The 22,620-nt window shown below is 42.9% G+C and carries 16 protein-coding genes; 13 read left to right on the top strand and 3 right to left on the bottom strand.

Going from position 1 to position 22,620, the window contains the following annotated elements; genetic code table 11:
• Positions 1-379 precede the first annotated feature (379 nt).
• Entirely contained in the window at positions 380-910 is a 531-nt protein-coding gene (locus tag HPS56_RS00215; protein WP_172272020.1) for an adenine phosphoribosyltransferase, read from the bottom strand.
• Between the two features lie 112 nt (positions 911-1,022).
• Positions 1,023-2,894 (bottom strand): tRNA uridine-5-carboxymethylaminomethyl(34) synthesis enzyme MnmG, encoded by a 1,872-nt coding sequence (gene mnmG / locus HPS56_RS00210; RefSeq protein WP_172272017.1) that lies wholly within the window; start codon positions 2,892-2,894, stop codon positions 1,023-1,025.
• 327 nt (positions 2,895-3,221) lie between these two features.
• Between mnmG and HPS56_RS00205 the strand changes: the two genes are divergently transcribed.
• From HPS56_RS00205 to HPS56_RS00195, 3 genes are read left to right on the top strand one after another with little or no spacing between them, the layout of a single operon-like run.
• Complete coding sequence (locus HPS56_RS00205) at positions 3,222-3,908, top strand: succinate dehydrogenase/fumarate reductase cytochrome b subunit (protein WP_172272014.1); 687 nt, start codon at positions 3,222-3,224, stop codon at positions 3,906-3,908.
• A gap of 52 nt (positions 3,909-3,960) precedes the next feature.
• A complete protein-coding gene (locus tag HPS56_RS00200; RefSeq protein ID WP_172272011.1) occupies positions 3,961-5,943 on the top strand; it encodes a fumarate reductase/succinate dehydrogenase flavoprotein subunit in 1,983 nt (660 codons plus the stop codon).
• 47 nt (positions 5,944-5,990) lie between these two features.
• The gene (locus tag HPS56_RS00195; RefSeq protein ID WP_172272008.1) at positions 5,991-6,746 is read left to right on the top strand and encodes a succinate dehydrogenase/fumarate reductase iron-sulfur subunit; all 756 of its coding nucleotides are present in this window, start codon (positions 5,991-5,993) and stop codon (positions 6,744-6,746) included.
• 93 nt (positions 6,747-6,839) lie between these two features.
• Here the strand turns inward: HPS56_RS00195 and HPS56_RS00190 are convergent, their stop codons facing one another.
• Entirely contained in the window at positions 6,840-7,748 is a 909-nt protein-coding gene (locus tag HPS56_RS00190; protein WP_172272005.1) for a helix-turn-helix domain-containing protein, read from the bottom strand.
• A gap of 294 nt (positions 7,749-8,042) precedes the next feature.
• Here HPS56_RS00190 and HPS56_RS00185 point away from each other — a divergent pair, with 294 nt between their 5' ends.
• The 10 genes from HPS56_RS00185 (at position 8,043) to HPS56_RS00140 (ending at position 22,608) form a co-directional block, all read left to right on the top strand.
• Positions 8,043-10,535, top strand: coding sequence for a hybrid sensor histidine kinase/response regulator (locus HPS56_RS00185; protein ID WP_172272002.1), 2,493 nt, complete (start codon positions 8,043-8,045; stop codon positions 10,533-10,535).
• A gap of 111 nt (positions 10,536-10,646) precedes the next feature.
• The gene (locus tag HPS56_RS00180; protein ID WP_172273068.1) at positions 10,647-12,005 is read left to right on the top strand and encodes a sigma-54-dependent transcriptional regulator; all 1,359 of its coding nucleotides are present in this window, start codon (positions 10,647-10,649) and stop codon (positions 12,003-12,005) included.
• Positions 12,006-12,231: 226 nt separating this feature from the next.
• Positions 12,232-12,435, top strand: a complete 204-nt coding sequence (locus HPS56_RS00175) for a hypothetical protein (protein ID WP_172271999.1) — start codon at positions 12,232-12,234, stop codon at positions 12,433-12,435.
• Positions 12,436-12,897: 462 nt separating this feature from the next.
• Positions 12,898-13,950, top strand: coding sequence for an LA_2272 family surface repeat-containing protein (locus HPS56_RS00170; RefSeq protein ID WP_172271996.1), 1,053 nt, complete (start codon positions 12,898-12,900; stop codon positions 13,948-13,950).
• Between the two features lie 36 nt (positions 13,951-13,986).
• Positions 13,987-15,627, top strand: a complete 1,641-nt coding sequence (locus HPS56_RS00165; protein WP_253952342.1) for a DUF3943 domain-containing protein — start codon at positions 13,987-13,989, stop codon at positions 15,625-15,627.
• Positions 15,628-15,711: 84 nt separating this feature from the next.
• Positions 15,712-16,404 (top strand): M15 family metallopeptidase, encoded by a 693-nt coding sequence (locus HPS56_RS00160; RefSeq protein ID WP_172271993.1) that lies wholly within the window; start codon positions 15,712-15,714, stop codon positions 16,402-16,404.
• Between the two features lie 19 nt (positions 16,405-16,423).
• Positions 16,424-17,677, top strand: a complete 1,254-nt coding sequence (locus HPS56_RS00155; protein ID WP_172271989.1) for a THUMP-like domain-containing protein — start codon at positions 16,424-16,426, stop codon at positions 17,675-17,677.
• A gap of 97 nt (positions 17,678-17,774) precedes the next feature.
• Complete coding sequence (locus tag HPS56_RS00150) at positions 17,775-18,920, top strand: N-acetyltransferase (protein ID WP_172271986.1); 1,146 nt, start codon at positions 17,775-17,777, stop codon at positions 18,918-18,920.
• Positions 18,921-18,996: 76 nt separating this feature from the next.
• Positions 18,997-20,961 (top strand): DNA topoisomerase IV subunit B, encoded by a 1,965-nt coding sequence (locus HPS56_RS00145; RefSeq protein WP_172271983.1) that lies wholly within the window; start codon positions 18,997-18,999, stop codon positions 20,959-20,961.
• 87 nt (positions 20,962-21,048) lie between these two features.
• Positions 21,049-22,608 carry a S41 family peptidase gene (locus HPS56_RS00140; protein ID WP_369800256.1) on the top strand — a complete coding sequence of 520 codons (1,560 nt, stop codon included), beginning with the start codon at positions 21,049-21,051 and terminating at the stop codon, positions 22,606-22,608.
• Positions 22,609-22,620: the final 12 nt, after the last annotated feature.

Below are 22,620 nucleotides of genomic sequence, written 5' to 3'. Positions count from 1 at the left end.
AATATTCTTTATTTACACTTAAAGTTCGTTTGCTGGCATTTCCTAATACCAATATTTAAGCTTTGTAGTACTGTTTGCAAACTTTATGGTTTATGTAGAAAATTGTTTGATTATGGTCGAATGGTTTGCCATACTGTAGTTTTGAGGAAATGACTGAAAGGTTTTGGATTTATCGTTATATTGATTTACATTGTTTCCATACCCTGTTTACAAAGTTCCCGTGTTTTGATGGCCGGGAATGCTTTCTTTTCAGGAATCAAACAAAGTAAAATAAACAAATAAGGTGAATCTCTTCTGTTGATACTGCAAGTATGCTTATTATCGATGAAGATGATTCACCTTATGGTCGGTTTATGGTGTGAATTACGGTGTTGTGTCTCTACACGGTTATTAGAGTTGTTATTTCTGTTTCTTTCTTGAAAATGCTTCTTCCGTCAAGTCCTTCGTCCTTGATCTCAATAATAAAGTTTACGAATATGTTTTTGGGACAGAATTTCTCTACAAGGTGAAATGCTGCAAGCATAGTGCCTCCTGTTGCAAGCAAATCATCGTGAAGAAGTATTACGTCGTCCGAAGTAATCGCATCTTTGTGTATTTCTATCGTATCTTCTCCATATTCTTTAGTGAAACTTTCCTGTACTGTTTCTGCCGGCAGTTTTCCTGGTTTCCTGCATAATACCACGCCTGCTCCCAATTTAATTGCAAGTGCCGATGCAAGTACGAAACCACGGCTTTCTATTCCTACTATTTTTGTTATACCTTTATCTTTATAGATCTCGTATAATTCATCCACCATAATGCGCAGACATTCCGGGTCTTTAAACAGAGTTGTGACGTCGCGGAAGTTGATGCCCTTCTTCGGGAAATCTTTAATGCAACGCAGGTTGTTCATTAGTGTTTTGTTGTTCATAATCAATGAGTTATATTAAATTAATTTACTTAAATGTTTCACGTGGAACTTTTGTAGGGTTGGGCGCGGAGCTTGCTCTTATGTATATGTACGCTGGTCTGCTTTTTGATATTTATCTTCCAAGTAGTACGAGCATTACATTTATGTCGCTTGGCGACACTCCTGGAATCCTGCTCGCTTGTGCAAGCGTATCCGGATCTATAGCCTGTAGCTTCTGTCGTGCTTCTGTTGAGAGTTGTTGCATTTCATTATAATTGAAGTGCCCTTTTATTCTTATGTTCTCTAACCGGTGCATCTTTTGTGCCACCATTCTTTCACGTTCAATATATCCTTTATATTTTATGCGTATCTCTGCAGCTTCTTTTATTTCTTCCTTTCTGTTTGCAGGACGTTCAAGTTCGTTTTTCAATTCCGGTACAATATCAGAGAGAATATTCATGGTTATTTGTGGACGCGCCAATAAATCAATCAGCTTGCATCCTTCACGTAGTGTGGATGTACCAATCGCTTCTAAAGCACCGTTTATATCCTTTGGTTTTATTGATTTTGTCTTGCAGTATTCTTCAATTCTTTCTATTGCTTCCTTTTTCTCAGTCCACCAGTTATATCTGTCGCTTTTGGCTATTCCTATATTATATGCTTTTTCTGTAAGACGCGCATCAGCGTCATCCTGTCGGAGCAATATTCGGTATTCGGCTCTTGAAGTGAACATTCTGTATGGCTCATCAACTCCTTTTGTCACTAAATCATCGATAAGTACTCCTATATAACTTTCGTCACGGTGCATTACGAAAGGTTCACCTCCACTGCAATGTATTGCGGCGTTGATTCCGGCTACGAGTCCCTGACCTCCGGCCTCTTCGTATCCGGTAGTGCCGTTGACCTGTCCGGCAAAGAAAAGACCGTTGATTATTTTTGATTCCAACGAATGTTTCAGTTGGGTGGGGTCGAAGAAATCATATTCTATCGCATATCCCGGCCGGTATACTTTTACATCTCTGAATGCGGGTATCTGGCGTAGAGCTTCAATTTGTATTTCTGCGGGTAGGGATGACGAGAAACCGTTAAGATACATCTCGTTTGTATTTTCGCCTTCCGGTTCCAAAAACAACGGGTGCATGTCTTTGTCGGGAAAGGTTTTCAGTTTTGTTTCTATTGAGGGACAGTATCTCGGACCTATGCTTGTTATTTGTCCGTTGTAGAGGGGAGAGTCTGCGAATCCGGAGCGCAGCATGTCATGAGTAGCCCTGTTGGTATAGCATATCCAGCATGGAAGTTGGTTAAGGCATTTTTTTGAAGGCATGAAACTGAACTGGTGGAAGTCCTGTTCACCGTCTTGTCTTTCCATATATTCAAAATGTACGCTTCGGCGGTCTATTCTTACCGGTGTGCCTGTTTTCATCCTTGCGCTGCGTATTCCGTGTGCGGTTATGCTCTCTGTGAGATTTGGTACTGCCGGTTCCGCGATACGTCCTCCCTGTTGCTTGTGCCGTCCGATGTGCAACAGGCCGTTAAGAAAAGTTCCTGCTGTTATCACTATGCTTCCTGCTCTAAGTTCCACTCCCCATATTGTACGCACTCCTTTAGCAGTGCCGTTTTCTACTATCAGAGTGTCGGCCTGGTCCTGCCAGATGTCAAGATTTTCGGTTGAATCAAGAATGTTTCTCCATTCCCATATAAACTTCTCTCTGTCGCATTGCGCTCTCGGGCTCCATACTGCAGGTCCTTTGCTCAGGTTCAGCATCCTGAATTGTATGGCGGTGGCGTCGGTAACCTTTGCCATCATACCTCCGATAGCATCAATTTCCCTTACAATCTGTCCCTTCGCAATTCCGCCCACGGCAGGGTTGCAGCTCATCTGAGCAATCTTGTTCATGTCCATTGTTATCAGGCATGTCTTTGCGCCCATGTTTGCCGCAGCTGCCGCAGCTTCGCATCCTGCATGACCTCCGCCGATAACCAGTACGTCGTAGTTTAAAATCATTTTTAGATAATACTTGTGTCTTGCCTTGGCTTTTAACCTCCAGGTAGTTCTGACGGATATTCGTCAGACATGTATTCGTTGTGGCATATTTGGTGTTAAAGGTCAGGCTTTTATATTTTTGCCGCAAAATTAAAAAATAAAAATTGATTTTTGCCTTAAAAGTCTTTGATTTATCATTAATTTATAGTAATTTTGCGCTCTAAAGTAAAGGTTAAATACCTGTTTCCAAGTAGTGATACTTGTTTTATCTCAAGAGCTTGCTTTGCCTTGAAACCATGTCTGAATAATTTTAATTCTAACATTTAAATAATTAAATTTCAATCATTTATGTGGTTATGTAATTCATCTATTGGTAGAAAAGTTGTGATGTCCGTCACTGGAGTTGCGCTGATTCTGTTCCTTACCTTCCATGGTTGTATGAACATGGTCGCGCTTTTCTCTGCTGAAGGTTACAACATGATTTGTGAATTTCTTGGAGCCAACTGGTATGCTGTTTTTGCTACGCTTGGCCTGGCAGCTCTTGCTGTTGTTCACATCGTTTACGCTTTCCTGCTTACAATGCAGAATATGAAGGCACGTGGTAATTCCAAGTATGAGGTGACGTCAAGGCCTAAAGGGGTGGAGTGGGCATCCCAGAATATGCTTGTCCTTGGCATTGTTGTGCTGCTCGGACTGTTGCTTCATTTCTGGAACTTCTGGTATAACATGATGTTTGCCGAGGTTACCGGTATCAGTGTCGTTCATGATCCGGCAGATGGATTTGCCTATATCAGCGACACATTCTCAAACCCGCTTTTCTCTGTTCTTTACATTGTATGGCTTGTTGCTATATGGTTCCATCTTTCTCATGGATTCTGGAGTGCAATGCAGACATTGGGTTGGAATGGCAAGGTTTGGTTTAATCGTTGGAAAGTTATCGGCATAGTATATACTACATTGCTTATGCTGGCGTTCCTGGTTGTAGTATTGGCATTCTGGTTCGGTATTGCGCCAAGCCTTTGCTGTGCCTATTAATACTAAGGTGACTATAGCTTAAGTAAAAACATAATCAAGATATAAAGCAATTATGGATAAAAAAATAAATTCAAGAATTCCTGAAGGCCCTGTGGCTGAGAAATGGACTAATTATAAAGCTCACCAGCGTTTGGTGAACCCCAAGAATAAGCTGAAGCTTGATGTTATCGTTGTAGGTACAGGACTTGCCGGTGCCAGTGCTGCTGCCAGTCTTGGAGAAATGGGCTTCAATGTTTTGAACTTCTGTATCCAGGATTCACCCCGCCGTGCTCACTCTATTGCAGCACAAGGCGGTATAAATGCCGCAAAGAACTATCAGAACGACGGAGACTCTGTCTATCGTCTTTTCTATGATACCGTCAAGGGCGGTGATTATCGTGCACGTGAGGCAAACGTATATCGCCTTGCTGAAGTTTCAAACAGTATTATCGACCAATGTGTGGCGCAGGGCGTTCCTTTTGCCCGTGAATATGGCGGCATGCTTGCCAACCGTTCTTTCGGTGGTGCGCAGGTGTCACGTACGTTCTATGCAAAAGGCCAGACAGGCCAGCAGCTTCTGCTTGGCGCTTATTCTGCTCTCAGTGCTCAGGTAAATGCCGGTCGCGTAAAACTCTATACACGTTATGAAATGGAAGATGTCGTTATTGTAAACGGGCGTGCACGCGGTATCATAGCAAAGAATCTCGTGACAGGACAGCTGGAGCGTTTTTCTGCGAATGCTGTTGTAATAGGTACCGGTGGCTACGGTAATACATATTTTCTTTCTACAAATGCTATGGGATGTAACTGTACAGCAGCTATGGCATGCTATCGTAAGGGTGCGTATTTTGCAAACCCGTCTTATGTACAGATACACCCGACATGTATCCCCGTACACGGTGACAAGCAGTCAAAGCTTACCCTCATGTCTGAGTCGTTGCGTAATGACGGCCGTATATGGGTTCCTAAGAAGATTGAGGATGCCAAGGCTTTGCAGGCAGGAACAAAGAAAGGCAGTGACATTCCGGAAGAGGATCGTGACTATTATCTGGAGCGCCGCTATCCGGCATTTGGAAATCTTGTACCGCGTGACGTGGCTTCACGTGCAGCCAAGGAGCGTTGCGATAAAGGATTCGGTGTCAACAATACAGGTCTTGCCGTATTCCTCGACTTCTCGGAGAGTATCGAGCGTCTTGGTATTGATGTCGTTCGTCAGCGTTATGGCAACCTGTTTGATATGTATGAGGAGATAACAGACGTCAACCCCGGTGAGTTTGCAAATGAGGTTAACGGTGTGAAGTATTATAATCCGATGATGATTTATCCGGCCATCCATTATACTATGGGTGGTATATGGGTAGACTATGAGCTTATGACCACAATAACAGGTTTGTTCGCTATCGGTGAGTGTAATTTCTCTGACCATGGTGCAAACCGTCTTGGTGCATCTGCCCTCATGCAGGGTCTTGCCGACGGTTATTTTGTATTGCCTTATACTATTCAGAACTATCTTGCCGACCAGGAAATATGGCCGCGTCTGTCTACTGATCTTCCTGAGTTTGAAGCGGCAGAGAAGGCCGTTCAGTCAGAGATCGACCGTCTGATGAATATAAAGGGTAAGCGTTCTGTTGATTCTATACATAAGGAGCTTGGCCATGTAATGTGGGAGCATGTAGGTATGGGACGTACAGCGGAAGGTCTTAAAGAAGGCCTTGCAAAGATAAAGAAGATACGCAAGGAGTTTGAGACAAATCTTTTCATTCCGGGTACTAAAGAAGGCTTGAATATAGAGCTTGACAAGGCTATCCATCTTCGTGACTTTATTACAATGGGTGAGCTTGTTGCTTATGATGCACTCTCACGTAATGAATCTTGTGGCGGTCATTTCCGCGAAGAGTACCAGACAGAGGAGGGTGAAGCAAAGCGTGACGACGAGAACTTCTTCTATGTAGGTTGCTGGGAGTATCAGGGCAGCGATGAAAAAGCTCCTGAACTTATCAAAGAACCTCTCGAATATGAGGCAATTAAGGTTCAGACACGTAATTATAAGAACTAAGTTGCGAGTTGTATAACTGATTAGTAATCAATAATTTTAGATAAATCATGGACAAGAATATAAGTTTCACACTTAAAGTATGGCGTCAGAACGGCCCAAAGGCAGAAGGTCATTTTGACACATTTGAGATGAAGGATATCCCAGGTGATACCTCATTCCTTGAAATGCTTGATATTCTCAACGAGCAACTTATAGAAGGCGGTAACGAGCCATTTGTATTTGATCACGACTGCCGCGAGGGTATCTGTGGTATGTGTTCACTGTATATCAACGGCCATCCTCATGGTCCTGCAACGGGTGCCACAACATGTCAGCTGTATATGCGACGTTTCAATGACGGTGACGTGATAACAGTAGAGCCTTGGCGTTCTGCTGCGTTCCCTGTAATAAAGGACTGTATGGTTGACCGTTCTGCGTTTGACAAGATTATTCAGGCTGGCGGCTATACAACAGTGCGTACCGGCCAGCCTCAGGATGCCAATTCCATCCTTATTCCAAAAGAGGATGCTGACGAGGCAATGGATGCTGCGACATGTATTGGTTGCGGTTGCTGTGTGGCAGCCTGCAAGAACGGGTCGGCTATGTTGTTCGTAAGTTCTAAGGTAAGTCAGTTGGCTCTTCTCCCACAGGGACGTCCAGAGGCTGCAAAACGTGCCAAGGCTATGGTTATGAAAATGGAAGAGCTTGGTTTCGGTAACTGCACAAATACACGTGCATGTGAGGCTGAGTGTCCGAAGAATGAGTCGATAGCAAATATTGCGCGTCTGAACCGTGAGTTCATAAAGGCAAAACTTGCAGATTGATCAATTGATATCATATATAATGAAATTCCCGAGGTAATAACAACCCCGGGAATTTTATTATTTGGAATTCTTATAGTTGCAGAGTTTGTGACATCAGAATCTTTCCTTAAGGTTATCCTGCTTTCTGAATTCTGTCGGTGACATTCCCAAATGAGATTTCACAAATTTTCCGAAGAAAGACAGATTAGGAAATTCCAATCCGTCTGAAATCTCCTTTATGGTCTTGTCGGTATATTTTAGTTGTTGTGTTATTTCTCCAATAGTATATTTATGTATCCATTCAAGGGCCGTTTTCCCGCTTGTCCTTTTGGATACGGCGGAAAGATATTTCGGTGTTACGCATAACTGTTCCGCATATCTGTTTACCGACCGCTCCTTGCCTTTGCTCATTGTCAGCAGTTCTATGAATCTCTTGAAGAGAAAGTCGCCCTGTCTCAGTATTTCTTTCTTGGGCGTATTCTTTTCAATAAGAGGTTCCATCACCTCATATATTTCATAGAAGATGTATAAGTGTAATGCGTTCATCATTTCTTTATGATATTTTGTTTCTCTCTGTTTCATTTTATATGTCAACAAAGAGTAATATCTTTCAGCCATTACCTGTTTTGACAGACTAAGGTGGACTATGGGATTTTCTGTGACATATTTCATCAGATTCCATATCTTTTTGTTTGCAATCAAAGAATGTTGTATTGCATTGTATGACAGTCCGATAATTCTATAGCTGAAGTCATCGGTTCCTTTAAGACTGGTTATCAGTGTCTTGGGTGAGAATATCGCAATGTCTCCTTTTCTTGCTGTATAAGTTGCTCCATTGATGTCAAACCTTATAGAGCCTTTTGTGCATGCCATGATAAGCATCATGTCTATTTGAAACGGAGAGTCATTATGTGGAAGGGCTTTAGTATCGGCCATTATTATTATATCACCGTTAGAATAATCAGCCATGCCGAACTCTTCCAAAAAGTTCATGTTTATTGTATGTATTGTCTTTATTATCATATTCAGGCTATCTGTTTTTCTTTAATATACCATACTTTAAAGTTTTTATTGTTTCAATAGTTTCTTCATTAATTTACATTATTGTTTCCGGCTATAAATTTACAACATTTATTATTCTTGTTTTTTAAAATGTGTTTTGCGCGATTATTTGTTAACCATAATTAACGGATACAGGGTGTTTCTGATATCCATATAATAGGATTACTGTATTTCTGCTGTAAATATGTGTTGTATTTTGGTGTTTTTCTTCTTTTTTGTTAATTTTGCATGCATTCATAAATCATAATTGAGGCAATGAGAAAGAAAACACATATACCTTTAAAGGTAATGCTTGGCTATGCTTTTTTTATTGTGTTGCTTGGCATTGCAGTATGGTTCGTATATAGATATACTCGTACAGCTGTTCATCTGGCTGATGTGTCAAGAACAGTTTCTGTACGTTGGAATGCGGTGAACAAACTTGTACATGGTATATTTGAAGTGGTAAACAGGGAGCGTTCCCTATGTTTAGGTACCTTATATGACTATGACGGTTATGATAAAGCCGTAGACAAGGCTATTTGTCATGCAGACAGTATGATGTTGCTGCTTTCGGATCCGCATCAGCGTCAACGTATAGATTCATTACGCATATTATTGGAGAAAAGACGTGAGAATACCCTTTTGTTCTTGAGTGTTGTAAAGGATGTTCCTCAGTTGGATGTATATGAGCAAAAGGCGGAGCGTCTGCTTAGCGGAAAGGATTCTGTGCTGATACGGTCGGGAGTGGAAGAGAATACGGAAGGCAAGAAAGTTACATATGTAGTGGAAAAGACCGGACGTAATTTTTTCAAACGTCTGGCAAATGTTTTCAGACGTTCACGCTCGGACACAACATCTATTGAAGTTGATACTCTTAAAACAGAATGTGATACGATAACCAGGCATATAAATGTCGGTGACGATGTTGCAACGGTGCTTGTTGATATAGGACGTGATGAGGAGAATCAGCGTAAGATACGTATAACACGTTACAAGGAAAGGGCGGAAGCTTTGTTAGCCGTTGGTTCGGAACTGACATTACGTACCGAGCAGATAATGTCAAGCATCAGTGCGGATGAACAGCATTGGCTGCAACAGGAGAGTGAGAAAGACTCGGAACTGCGGCGTATAACAGTAATTAAGATGGCATTCCTGGCTTGTATGGCATTGTTGTTGGCTGTCATACTTACGGTTCTTGTATGGAGGGACGGCCGTCTTGCTGCTTATTATCGCATAAGTTTGGAGCGTGCCCGTATACGAGCGGAACTTCTTTTGGAGCAGAGGGAGCGTCTGTTACTTACGATAACCCACGATATAAAATCACCGGTGGCGTCGATAACCGGATTCACGGAATTATTGAGACAGCATGTACATGAGCCTCGTTGCAGGCAATATCTTCACAATATAACTTTGTCGTCACAACATCTTTTGCAACTTGTAGGCGCATTGTTGGATTATTCTCTCCTTGAGAAAGGCCGTATTGCCGTACGTGAGGTCAGTTTCTCGCCATCCCGGTTATTAAGCGACTGTACGGAGAGTTTCCGTTTGCGTGCGGAGGAGAAAGGTCTTGATTTGATTTGTGAGTATACTTCGAACGACAATGCTGTATGTAAGGGTGATGCGTTTCGTATACGGCAGATTGCAGAGAATCTTATAGGCAACGCATTGAAGTATACTTCTCGTGGAAGCGTTACGGTTGTGGGTTCTGTGGATGATAATATATTTTGTTTTCGGGTGACAGATACGGGACAAGGAATGTCAGCGGATGAAAGTAGTCGCGTGTTTAAGCCATTTACACGTTTGCCTGGTGCGCAGGGTATCGACGGAGTGGGATTAGGGCTTGCCATTACTCGTAATCTTATAAATCTTCTTGGCGGGAATTTAGTGCTTGATACCGCTCCCGGGTGTGGTTCCACTTTTACTGTAAAATTGCCTGTGACGGAAGTTGAACAGGACTTGTCTTCCGTTGATTTTAATACATGTTGTGATGAGGTGGATACTTCATGTCCGGACGCATCCTCCGCATATATTTGTGAATTGCGCATAGCTGTTGTCGATGATGATACAATACAGTTGCAGCTTATAGGGGAGATGCTTAGAAGAATCTCTGGTGGCAAGTGGAAAGTAATACTGTGTAGTCAGATAGAACAACTTTTTGTCATGCTTGACGAGCAGAATCCTGATATGCTCCTCACGGATATAGAGATGCCTGGCATGAATGGTTTCGAATTGATAAGGCGTTTAGGTGAAAGAGATATGCCGGTTGTGGCAATGACAGCTTATGACGGTATTGCAGATGCGGATTTTGAGAAGGCAGGATTTGCCGCGCGTCTTTCAAAGCCGGTAGATACCAAAATGTTGTTGTCTGTAATAACAAAGCTGGCAGGAAAAGACACACCGGATATTCCGGAGCATCCTGATGCCAATGATTGTTCCGTCAGCCGTTTTGCTGCGCTTACTGCATTTGCAGACGGAGATTTTGAGGCAGAGCAGACTATATTGCGTCAGTTCCGCGACCAGACTTTACAGAGTATAGACACGATGCGCAGTGCTATGTATGGTAATGATATGAAAACAGCGGCTTCGCTTGCCCATCGTATGATACCTGTTTTTACAATGATAGGTTCTTCTGTTGTGCCTCAGTTGCGTGCACTTTCCTCAATGCGTGGCGTGAAAAACACTCCTCCGGAAAGCATGGATCATTGTTGCAAGATACTGTCTGAGTTGGAGAAAATACTTTCCGAACTTAACAATATAGTGGCATAGAGATAAGTGTTTTTATTACGGGGCTTGAATAATGTTATATATTCAGAAAAAATATAAATATAGTTCGGTGGCATTGTATTTATTTTCTAACTTTGTCGAAATTTATCCATAATCATGAGTAGTATATTAATTGTAGAAGATGACATAACTTTTTCCACGATGTTGAGAACGTGGCTTATAAAGAAAGGTTTTAAGGTTAATTCTGCAAGCACGGTGGCTGCTGCTGTGAAGACATTGCTTGATAATGACGGTGTAGACATGGTTCTTTCCGATTTACGTTTACCGGACCATGACGGGCTTTTCTTGCTTGAGTGGATGCAGAAACGTGGTTTTTCAATACCGTTTGTAGTAATGACAAATTATGCCGAGGTCCAGAATGCCGTACAAGCGATGAAGTCTGGAGCAAGTGACTATATAGCCAAGCCTGTACACCCTGATGTTCTTTTGCAAAAAATAAAGGATGCCCTTAAGGCTTCCGGCTCTGATACAGGAAAGGTATCTGTGGAAGTGAAGCCTGCAGATTCAACGTCCGTTAAATCTTCCGCTAAAGAGAAGAAGTTTCTTGACGGCACCGGTACAGCCTCGCGCCGTCTGTATGATTATGTAGCATTGGTCGCCCCAACACCGATGTCTGTGCTCATTCTCGGTTCCAGTGGTACGGGAAAGGAACATGTTGCTCACCGAATCCATGATTGCAGTCGCAGGACCGGCCGGCCATTTGTGGCAATAGATTGCGGCGCTGTCCCGCGTGACATGGCGGCATCAGAATTTTTTGGTCATGTAAAGGGTGCTTTTACGGGAGCCATATCGGATAAGCGTGGTGCATTCGTTGAGGCAGATGGCGGTACACTTTTTCTTGATGAGGTGGGAAATCTAAGTTATGACGTTCAGGTACAGATGTTGCGTGCTCTTCAGGAACATCGTATACGGCCTGTCGGTGCCGATTACGAGGTAGAGGTTGATTTTCGTCTTATTTGTGCGACGAATGAAAATCTGGCAGAGGCAGTAGATAATGGCACTTTCCGTGAAGACTTATATCATCGTATTAATGAGTTTACAATCCGCATGCCTGATTTGAAAGAACGTGGTTCCGATTTATTTCTTTTTGCCGATTTCTTCCTTGAGCAGGCAAACCGTGAACTTGAGCGTAACATACTTGGTTTTGATGCTAAAGCGTCGGAGCTTATGGCAAAATACAGTTGGCCTGGCAATCTCCGTGAACTTCGGAATGTAGTGAAGCGTGCGGTATTGGTTTCTACAGCCGACCGTATAAGACCGGAGGATCTTAACATTCAAATCACCTCCTCTACGCTTTCAGTACGTCCTCTTTATGATGAGGAATCGGAACTGTCACACATACGTGAGGCTCTTAGTACGGCAGGAGGTAATAAAAGTAAAGCCGCCAGACTGTTGGGCATAGACCGTAAGACATTGTATAATAAGTTGGATAAGTATGGAATAAATCACTGACATGCGTTTTCGTATAAAGATGTATTCCACACATTTATGTAGAATATTTCCACATGGTCTACATATATTTCCACAATTATTTATAATTGGTGATAAATGCATAAAATCAGTTACTTGTTGATTTTCAATCTGTTATATTACCGCTGTCGTTTCTGGCACGCAAGTTGCACATTCTTTTAATGTGAGACAGACAACATTATTATCAATTATTTAAAATAAAGCAGTTATGAAAAGATTATCGATTTTGACAATTGTTGCATTGGCGCTTACAGCTGTAAGTAGTGCATTCGCTGGACGTGGTTATGTAGATAACGAAAATGAGATGGTTTCTGATACGGTGGAAACAGTTGCACCTGCAACACAGGCACCAGATACCGTAACAACTGCCAGTATGGTTGTAGCTGACACAATACCGGCACAGCCCAAATAAGAGTCTGGCATATAGAATAAAATCTTTTGTGATTGACACAGTATAGAGGGTACTCATATTTTTTATGGTATCCTCTTTTTTTGTCAGTCAATCATTTGGATGTTTTTATAAGGCTATATTCATGTTTGATTATAATTTTTCCTATAAGGAAAAGATAAATTCTTTATTTGTATAGCGTATAAAATCGCGATTTTTTATATACCTTTGCATAAGATAAGTTGCACCTAAGCATTTTGGAGTAAAACTTCATTGCACTTGGTCTGCATTATATTTGTATCATGTAGGTTTTTCGTAAGCAATTATAATCAAGTTTGATTGCTTTCATTTATATTATCTTGTATATAAAACAGAACATTCGTTATGGCTATCAGAAGTGGGAGATATACAATAATATTTTTATTTCGGCATTCTTTCTTTATGCTGACCGTTGTTTTCTTTATGTTGTATTCGACGGCAGGGAGCATGGCTCAGTCTGTAGAACGCCATCGTTATCCGAATATCGGAGTCGGTGTCAATCGTTTTGAGCCAGATTCATCCTTATACAGTAATTCCAATTTCGCTGTTTTCGGAAACGTAGATACATTGCGCGGTGTGCAGCTTGGTTTGTTAACCGGATTCACAAACAAGGAGATGCGTGGTGTGAATATAGGAGGGCTTACCTCTTTCAGCTATGGCAAAGCCTATGGTGTCACGCTTGCCGGTATAATGACATCTGTTAATGGAGATATGCGCGGTGTGCAGCTTGCAACGGTATCAAATATAGCCAATAAGGCCAATGGCATTCAGGTGGCAGGTCTTACCAATGCTGTCACTTCTCCTTTCAGGGGTGTTCAGATAAGTGCCATATCAAATATCTCCATGGGGGTGAAGCGTGGCATCCAGTTTTCCGGAGCATCAAATATCTGTTCTTCATATATGCGTGGCATCCAAGTGGCGGCATATAACTATGCCGATACACTTAATGGATCGCAGGTGGGATTTGTAAATGTGTGCATGAGCCATCCACGTGGCGTTCAGGTTGGAATAATTAACTATAGCCGTGATACTTTGGCTCACAAGATAGGTTTGGTGAATATTACTCCGAAGACACGTATCGACCTTATGTTTTATGGAGGGTCGTCGACGAAAACAAATCTTGCCGTACGTTTCAGAAACAGGAGCACTTACAGGATACTGGGTGTTGGAACACATTATATGGGATTTGATGAGAAGTTTTCCGGAGCATTGTTCTATCGTGTAGGCCAGTATATACAGTTAGGCGGTAAGTGGACTTTGGGAGGTGATATAGGCTATTATCATATTGAGACTTTCTTGAAAAATTCAGATGACAGGCCGGACAGGCTTTATTCGCTTCAGGCACGTATTAACGGTGGATATTGGATAAACAACTATTTTGGTGCGTTCATGTCTGTCGGATATGGAGATACAAGGTATTACAGGCATTCGCGGCGTTATCGTAGTCGTCCTATTATTGAGGCAGGGGTGTCGTTCCGTCTTATGAGGTCAAACCGATAAAATCAATATGAACCATATAGTAATGTAAAAAGAACTATGATGAGGTATAAATACTTTTCCTTACTTTTATCCGTTTTTCTGTCAAATGCCGCTATTCATGCGGCAGATGATGTCACTTTTGTTCCCGAATCCGCTCAGATGCCGGCTTGTGGGAGTGATACGGTGAATATCGAGGATGTCGACAGTATGGCTTCCCATTATCTGAGACAGGCCGTTGAGGCAGGTATACCGGAGTCGGAATTACGTCTTTCGTCAGGCTTGCGTCCGGAACTTGCTCCTACGGGAAAATCCATATATGCCTTTGACAATCCTGAGAATCAGAAAAAACATCCGTGGAATGCCGCTTTGAAGGCGTTGGCAATCAATACCGGAGTGTGGGCATTTGATTTGATTGTGCTTGATGCAGACTTTGCCAAGATAAACTTCAGTACTATACGTCATAATATAAAAAACGGTTTCGTATGGGATAACGATCAGTTTTCAACAAATCTTTTTGCACATCCTTATCACGGAGGACTTTATTTCAACTCTGCACGCAGCAACGGTATGAACTTTTGGGAGTCGGTGCCTTATTCTTTTTTGGGCAGTCTTATGTGGGAGACAATGCTTGAAACCGAGCCTCCTGCAATAAATGACCTTATAGCGACGACAGTAGGAGGAGTGTGTATCGGTGAGATAACCCATCGTATATCGGATTTGGTATACGATGACCGTCGTCGGGGACTTCCGCGTTTCATTACAGAGTTTGTCGGTGCGGTGGTTTGTCCGGTGAGGGCTATTAACAGAATCATCAGCGGTGATGCCTGGAAGGTACGCAGGGATTATTATAAGTATCATGACTATAACCGCTTGCCGGTGAAATTCTCGGCAGCTGCAGGCTATCGTTATATAGCAGATAACAACTCGTTGTTTCGTGGCGAGGGAAATCCTTACTTGAATATCAACGTTGCATACGGTGATCCTTTTAGTGATGAGGAAAACAGTCCGTATGATTATTTCACTGCCGATTTCAATTTCGGGATGGGCTCCAACCAGCCATTGATCAGCGGAATGCATCTTTTAGGCCGTTTGTGGAGTGCTCCTATATACATCAATAATGACATGAAAGCCCAATTCGGGTTTTATCAGCACTTTAATTATTATGATTCCCAACCGGTGAAGGACGGCAGCAGCCAGGTTCCTTTCCGGATATCCGAGGCTGCAGCCGTAGGTCCGGGGTTGATTTATAAATTTCCTAAGATAGGAAGTCTGACCAGCCTGGAGCAGCGCATCTTTGTTGATGCAATACTTTTGGGAGGTTCTCTCAGCGATTACTATAATGTAATAGACCGTGACTATAATATGGGTAGCGGATTCAGTTTCAAAGTCAATACCTTCATGGAATTCGGAAAGACTGGAAGTTTGTCATTGAATGCCGATTTCTATCGTATATATACATGGAAAGGCTATGAAGGAAAGAATCTGAAAGATACAGACCCTCTTTATCTTAATTCTCAGGGCGACAAGGGGAATGCCTCGCTTTTGGTTTTCAATTCTGCATTCAGGTTTTCATTAAGCACTCATGTTAGTCTCGACTTTTCCGCAGCATATTATCTGCGTAGGACAGTATACAGTTATCATGAGAATGTAAATGCCAATACGTTTGATGCGAGAATAGGTCTTATGTACAGTCTTTGATGCTTTATGAGGCTTATGTATGTAATATTTTAATACGTGTTATCATATTTATAGTTTATGTGCAGAATACAATCTTTAATTTTGATGTTGTTTGTGTTTTCCATAAGTGTTGTAGGAAGATATTCGGAAGAGAATCAGATAAAAGAAACTCTTAAAGGCAAAAGACATCTTACAAAAACAGAGATGTCTATGGAAAACAACGGTTATGTTGATGTCCTTACTTTAGACAAATCCTTAAAAGTCAGTCTTATGTACACCCGTCCTGATAATTTCACCGGACGCGTGCTTTATGACGATTTGACCCGTGCATATCTTCATCCCCTGGCGGCCGGTGCTGTAGTGAAAGCCCAAAAGCGTCTGCAGGAACTGCGGCCGGATTTAAGTCTGAAGATTTATGATGCGGCACGTCCGATGAGCATACAGAAGAAAATGTGGGATGTAGTGAAAAACACCGGGCATAGTTTTTATGTCAGTAATCCGGCAAACGGTGGAGGACTTCATAATTACGGGCTTGCCGTAGACATAACACTGTGTCGTCTTGACGGTGATACAATACCTATGGGAACGAAGGTAGACAATATGACTTATATGTCTCACATTGATAAAGAGGAAATGTTGTTAAGGCAAAAGAAAATAAGCATGGAGGCTTATAATAATCGTCTGCTTTTGCGTGAAGTGATGAGATATGCCGGTTTTAAGCCGTTAAAAACGGAGTGGTGGCATTTTAATCTACGTTCAAGGGCCCAGGCAAAGAAATATTTTAAGGTCATAAAATGATGAAAACGATTATATTTGTATGGCATTGTTGAATGAGCAGACCCGTAATTTCATTTCTAAACATTCCGGTGATGATGTGCGTCAACTGGCTTTAAAGTACGTCGGAGCGGAAGGAGTGGACATGAAACAGGCCTTATGTCAGATTTCCGGATTGCAGACTGCAAGGCGCAAACTTCCGTCATGGGGGAATACTGAAGGTATTGTATATCCTCCCGGAATTTCAATGGAGCAGTGTTCCGGAGAACAATCTGCGCGGTATAAGGCGACTGTGGCCGCACGGCTTGTCACCGGTAAAACCTCTTCATGTGCCGGTAATATTGTTTTTGCCGATATTACCGGAGGATTCGGTGTTGACTTCTCGTTTATTGCCGGTGCATTAGGCGGCGGAAACGGTGATGGTTGTGTATATGTGGAGAGGCAGGAAGTTCTTTGTAAGATAGCAAAGAACAACTTTCCGTTATTGGGTTTGTACAATGCAGAAATTATATGTGGAGACGGGTTGGAATTCATACGTAATGCGGATAATGTGTCGTTGGTATATCTTGATCCGGCACGTCGTGACGGTAACGGGGCACGCACGTATGACATAAAAGACTGTACTCCTGATGCCATAGGACTTATGCCGTTGCTTCTTGACAAGGCAGATATGGTGATGATAAAGCTTTCTCCCATGCTTGACTGGCGTAAGGCTGTGTGTGATTTGGGGAATAACGTGACGGAAGTTCACATTGTTTCCGCTGGTAATGAATGTAAGGAACTTCTGTTTGTTATAATGCGTGGAGTGTCAGAGCCGTTGCATGTGTTTTGTGTAAATGACGGATGTGTGGTTGATTATTATGCTGATTGTCTTGGCACGTCACAGGAATGGGGAGCATGCCGTGGTGAAGTGTTGATGGAGAATATGGAAGGCATGTGGCTTTATGAGCCGAACGCTTCTGTGATGAAAGCCGGGTGCTTTGGTATTATTGAGTCAAGATACGGTGTAAGACAGATTGCCGTGAATAGTCATTTGTTTGTAGGTGAAAGCCTGGTCGCGGATTTTCCTGGCCGAAGCTTCAGGATACGGGCTGTAGCTACAATGAACAGAAAAGAGCTTAAAGAAGTGTTGAAAGATATTGTGAAGGCAAACATAACGGTTAGGAATTTCCCTTTATCCGTAGCGGCGTTACGTAAACGTCTGAGGATAGCCGATGGTGGTGATGATTATATTTTTGCAACCACGCTTTCCGATGGCAGTCATATACTTATTATAGGGAATCGTTTTTTTAAGTGAATGTGTAAGCAATAATGCTTAAATTACTGTTTTTTATTTCTTTTTCTGATAATATATCGTTATCTTTGCACTCTTAATGTATTAAAAACAGACAATAATGTCATCAGTTATAATAAGAAAAGTAAGTGATAAGAAAGACTTGAGAGAGTTCATACAGTTTCATTATGACTTGTACAGGGATGATAAGTATGACGTGCCGAATCTATATAATGACGAACTGAATACTTTAAGTAAAGACAAGAATGCCGCTTTTGATTTTTGTGATGCGGAGTATTATCTTGCTTATAAAGACGGTAAGTTGGCAGGCCGTGTGGCAGCGATAATAAACAACAGTGCCAATGAGCGTTGGAGGCAGAAGCGTGTACGTTTCGGATGGATTGATTTCATTGATGATATTGAAGTATCCGAAGCTCTGTTGAAAGCCGTTGAGGATTACGGACGTTCAAAAGGCATGGATGAGATTGTCGGTCCGTTAGGATTTACCGATATGGATCCGGAAGGCATGCTTACGTTCGGATTTGATGAACTCGGCACTCAGGCTACGCTTTATAATTATCCTTATTATCCCAGGCACATTGAAAAAATCGGAGGATGGGAAAAAGACAATGATTATGTCGAGTATAAGCTTTTTGTGCCGGAGAAGATTCCGGAAAAGTTTTCCAAGATAGCAGAGATGATCATCAGCCGTTATAATCTTCGTGTAAAGAAGCTTACCCGTAAGGATATATTCGAGGGAGGATACGGCCAGAAGATTTTTGATGTTATTAATGCAACGTTTAAAGACCTTTACGGATATTCACAGCTTACCCAAAAACAGATTGACCAGTACATTAAGATGTATCTTCCCATGGCCGATTTGAATCTCATTACATTGATTGAGGACTGGAATGCCGACAGGAAGCTTGTAGGTGTCGGAATCACCATTCCTTCATTATCGCATGCCTTGCAGAAGTGTCGCGACGGGCGTTTGTTCCCTTTCGGCTGGTGGCATGTGCTTAGGGCTTTGAAATTTCATAAGACAGACATTGTTGATTTGCTCCTTATAGGTATTTTGCCGGAATACCGTATGAAAGGTGCGAATGCCCTTTTGTTTTATGACCTCATTCCATGGTATCAGAAATATGGTTTCAAGTGGGGCGAGACACATGTTGAAATGGAAACGAATGAGAATGTGCAGAGCCAGTGGCAGTATCTGGAGTCGGAGAACCACAAACGCCGCCGCTGCTATGTGAAGAAACTTTAGTGGAATATAAATAAGTATTCCGGCAGTATTAACAAAACAACTGCGTGTAATTTTAAAACATGCCTTTAGTTATTTTATGGACGAAAACGATATTATAGAATACAGACAGGACGGATTACAGGTGGAATATACTGATGATAATATCCGGCATTTGTCTGACATGGAGCATGTGCGTACCCGTCCGGGTATGTACATCGGACGTCTGGGAGACGGTAATCTTCCAGAAGACGGTATATATGTGCTGCTTAAGGAAGTTGTTGATAATTCTATTGATGAGTTCAAGATGCATGCCGGTGAGCGTATAGAGGTCTGTGTTGATGCCGGCCTGCGTGTGTCCGTGCGTGATTATGGCCGCGGTATTCCTCAGGGAAAGCTTGTGGAGGCGGTGAGTGTATTGAACACCGGAGGTAAATATGATTCAAAAGCTTTCAAGAAGAGTGTGGGGCTTAATGGCGTTGGTGTCAAGGCCGTGAATGCTCTGAGTTCGCGTTTTGAAGTGCGTTCATACCGTGACGGTAAAGTGCGTAGCGTTGTTTTCGAACGCGGACAGATAATAAGCGACACAACGAAAGACACTATGGATGAGAACGGAACATATATCTTCTTCCAGCCTGACGATACTTTGTTTCTCAACTATTCATTCCATAATGATATTGTGGAGACAATGCTCCGCAACTATACCTATCTGAATACAGGACTGGCAATAATGTATAACGGCCGCCGTATCATGAGCCGTAACGGATTGAAAGATTTGCTTAATGATACGATGACAAACGACGGGATATATCCTATAATACATCTAAAGGGTGAGGATATAGAGATAGCTTTTACGCATGCCAACCAATATGGTGAGGAATACCATTCGTTTGTTAACGGTCAGCATACCACGCAGGGCGGAACGCATCAGAGTGCGTTCAAGGAGCATATCGCCAAGACAATAAAGGAGTTCTTCTCAAAGAACTTCGAATATACCGACATCCGCAACGGTCTTGTGGCGGCAATAGCCATAAATGTGGAGGAGCCGATGTTTGAGAGTCAGACAAAGATAAAGCTCGGTTCTCTCACCATGGAGCCGGGAGGCGGTGTCAGCATCAATAAATATGTAGGGGACTTCATAAAGGTCGAGGTAGACAATTATCTCCATAAGCATCCGGATGTATCGGAAGCCATGCTTCAGAAGATACAGGAAAGCGAGAAGGAACGCAAGGCCATTTCAGGAGTGACAAAACTTGCGAGGGAACGCGCCAAGAAAGCCAATCTTCATAACCGCAAGCTTCGCGACTGTCGTATACATTTCAGTGACGTTAAGAACGACCGCAAGGAGGAGAGCTCGATATTCATCACCGAGGGTGACTCCGCGAGCGGAAGCATAACCAAGAGCCGCGATGTGAACACCCAGGCCGTATTCTCGTTGCGTGGTAAACCCCTTAATTCCTACGGGCTGACAAAGAAGGTCGTTTATGAGAATGAGGAGTTTAATCTTCTTCAGGCTGCACTTGACATAGAAGACGGGCTTGATACGCTCAGGTATAATAAAGTGATAGTGGCAACCGATGCCGATGTGGACGGAATGCACATACGCCTGCTTATTATTACGTTTTTCCTGCAGTTCTTCCCGGAACTGATTAAAAAGGGACATGTGTATGTGTTGCAGACCCCGCTTTTCAGGGTTCGTAACCGCCGTACGAAGATAAAGAACCGTGCCGTAATAGCCGAGGCGGACCTGAAACAGACAACGGGAAAGAAGTCGGATTTCATAACACGTTATTGTTATAGTGATGAAGAACGGGTGGGTGCCATAGAGGAACTCGGTCCGGATCCCGAAATAACCAGGTTTAAAGGTCTGGGAGAAATATCCCCCGATGAGTTTAAGAATTTCATAGGACAGGAAATGCGTCTTGAGCAGGTAACGCTTCATAAGACTGACCAGGTACAGAAGCTTCTTGAATATTATATGGGAAAGAACACACCTGAGAGGCAGAATTTCATCATAGATAATCTTGTAGTGGAGGATGACCGTCCTGAAGAGCTTGAAAGCTGACGGTTTTTCGTATATGAAGAGACAGACTGTATAGACTTATAATATATTTATAGTATGGATATGAAAAAGATTATTACCGCTGTAGCCATGTTGCTTTCAATTGTGGAGGCAACGGCACAGATACATGTGGATATGGGTAATGAAAGTCCTCTTCGCAAGTTGCAGATAGCGGAAGTGGCGATAACAAATCTGTATGTAGACAGTGTTGATGAGAAGAAACTTGTAGAAGACGGTATAAGAGGAATGATAGAGAAACTTGACCCTCATTCGTCTTATTCCACTCCTAAGGAAGTGAAGGCCCTCAATGAGCCTCTTGCCGGAAACTTTGACGGCATAGGTGTTCAGTTCAACATGATGGAAGACACTTTGCTTGTCATACAGCCCGTTACAGGAGGTCCGTCGGAGAAAGTGGGGATACTTGCCGGTGACAGAATCGTAACCGTAAACGACACCTCTATAGCCGGTGTGAAGATGGCTCGTGATGAGATTATGCGTCGTTTGCGCGGCCCAAAGGGAACAAAGGTCAGACTTGGCGTGGTGCGCCGCGGCATTTCAGACACGTTGACGTTTAATGTTGTAAGAGATAAGATACCGGTCAAATCGGTGGATGCCGTGTATATGATTCGTCCGGGAATCGGCTATATACGTATTGGCAATTTCGGAGCCACCACGCATAATGAATTTGTTGATGCTCTTGAAAACCTGAAGAAAAACGGCATGAAGGACCTTATTCTCGACCTGCAGGAGAATGGCGGAGGCTATCTGCAGGCAGCAGTGAATATTTCCAATGAGTTTCTTCCTGCTGACGATCTTATCGTGTATACAAAAGGAAGGCGTACGCCCCGTTTCGACTATAAGGCCCAGGGCAACGGCAAGTTCCGCGACGGCCGTATCGTGGTGCTGATAGACGAATATACCGCATCTGCGGCAGAGATTGTGACCGGAGCAATTCAGGATCAGGACCGTGGCGAGGTGGTTGGAAGGCGTTCTTTCGGAAAGGGCCTCGTGCAGCGTCCGATAGACCTGCCTGACGGTTCGATGATAAGGCTCACCGTGGCGCATTATTATACTCCCGCCGGGCGTTGCATCCAGAAGCCATACGTGAAGGGCGAGGGCAAGGATTATGCGATGGACGTGATGAACCGTCTGAAGCATGGCGAGCTTACGAATGCGGACAGCATACATTTTGCAGACTCGCTCAAATGCTATACCTTGCGTAAGCACCGTGTGGTTTATGGTGGAGGCGGTATCATGCCCGATTATTTTGTGCCACTTGATACTACCAAATATACAAAGTTCCACCGTCAGATATCAGCCAAGGGTATTTTGATAAATGCGAATCTTAGGTATATAGACGAAAATCGCAAGAAACTGAAAAGGGAATATAAGACTTTCGATGACTTCAAGAAACGTTTTGAAGTGCCAAAGGCCGTTACGGACAGTATCTTTGCGGAAGCCCGTCGTCAAAAGATAGAGCCGAAGGATGATGCGGAGCTTGAACAGACACTTCCTTATCTGCAAATGCAGTTGAAAGGCCTTGTGGCACGTGACCTTTGGGATATGAGCGAATATTTCGCAATAGTGAATGAATATAGCGATATCGTGAGGAAGGCGGTAGGGCTGCTTGAGAATACAGAAGGCAATTAAGGCCTTCCGCTG

It is taken from the genome of Xylanibacter muris (assembly GCF_013166605.1).
Taxonomy (GTDB): Bacteria; Bacteroidota; Bacteroidia; order Bacteroidales; family Bacteroidaceae; genus Prevotella; species Prevotella muris.
This window is presented reverse-complemented; position numbering and strand designations above follow the sequence as displayed.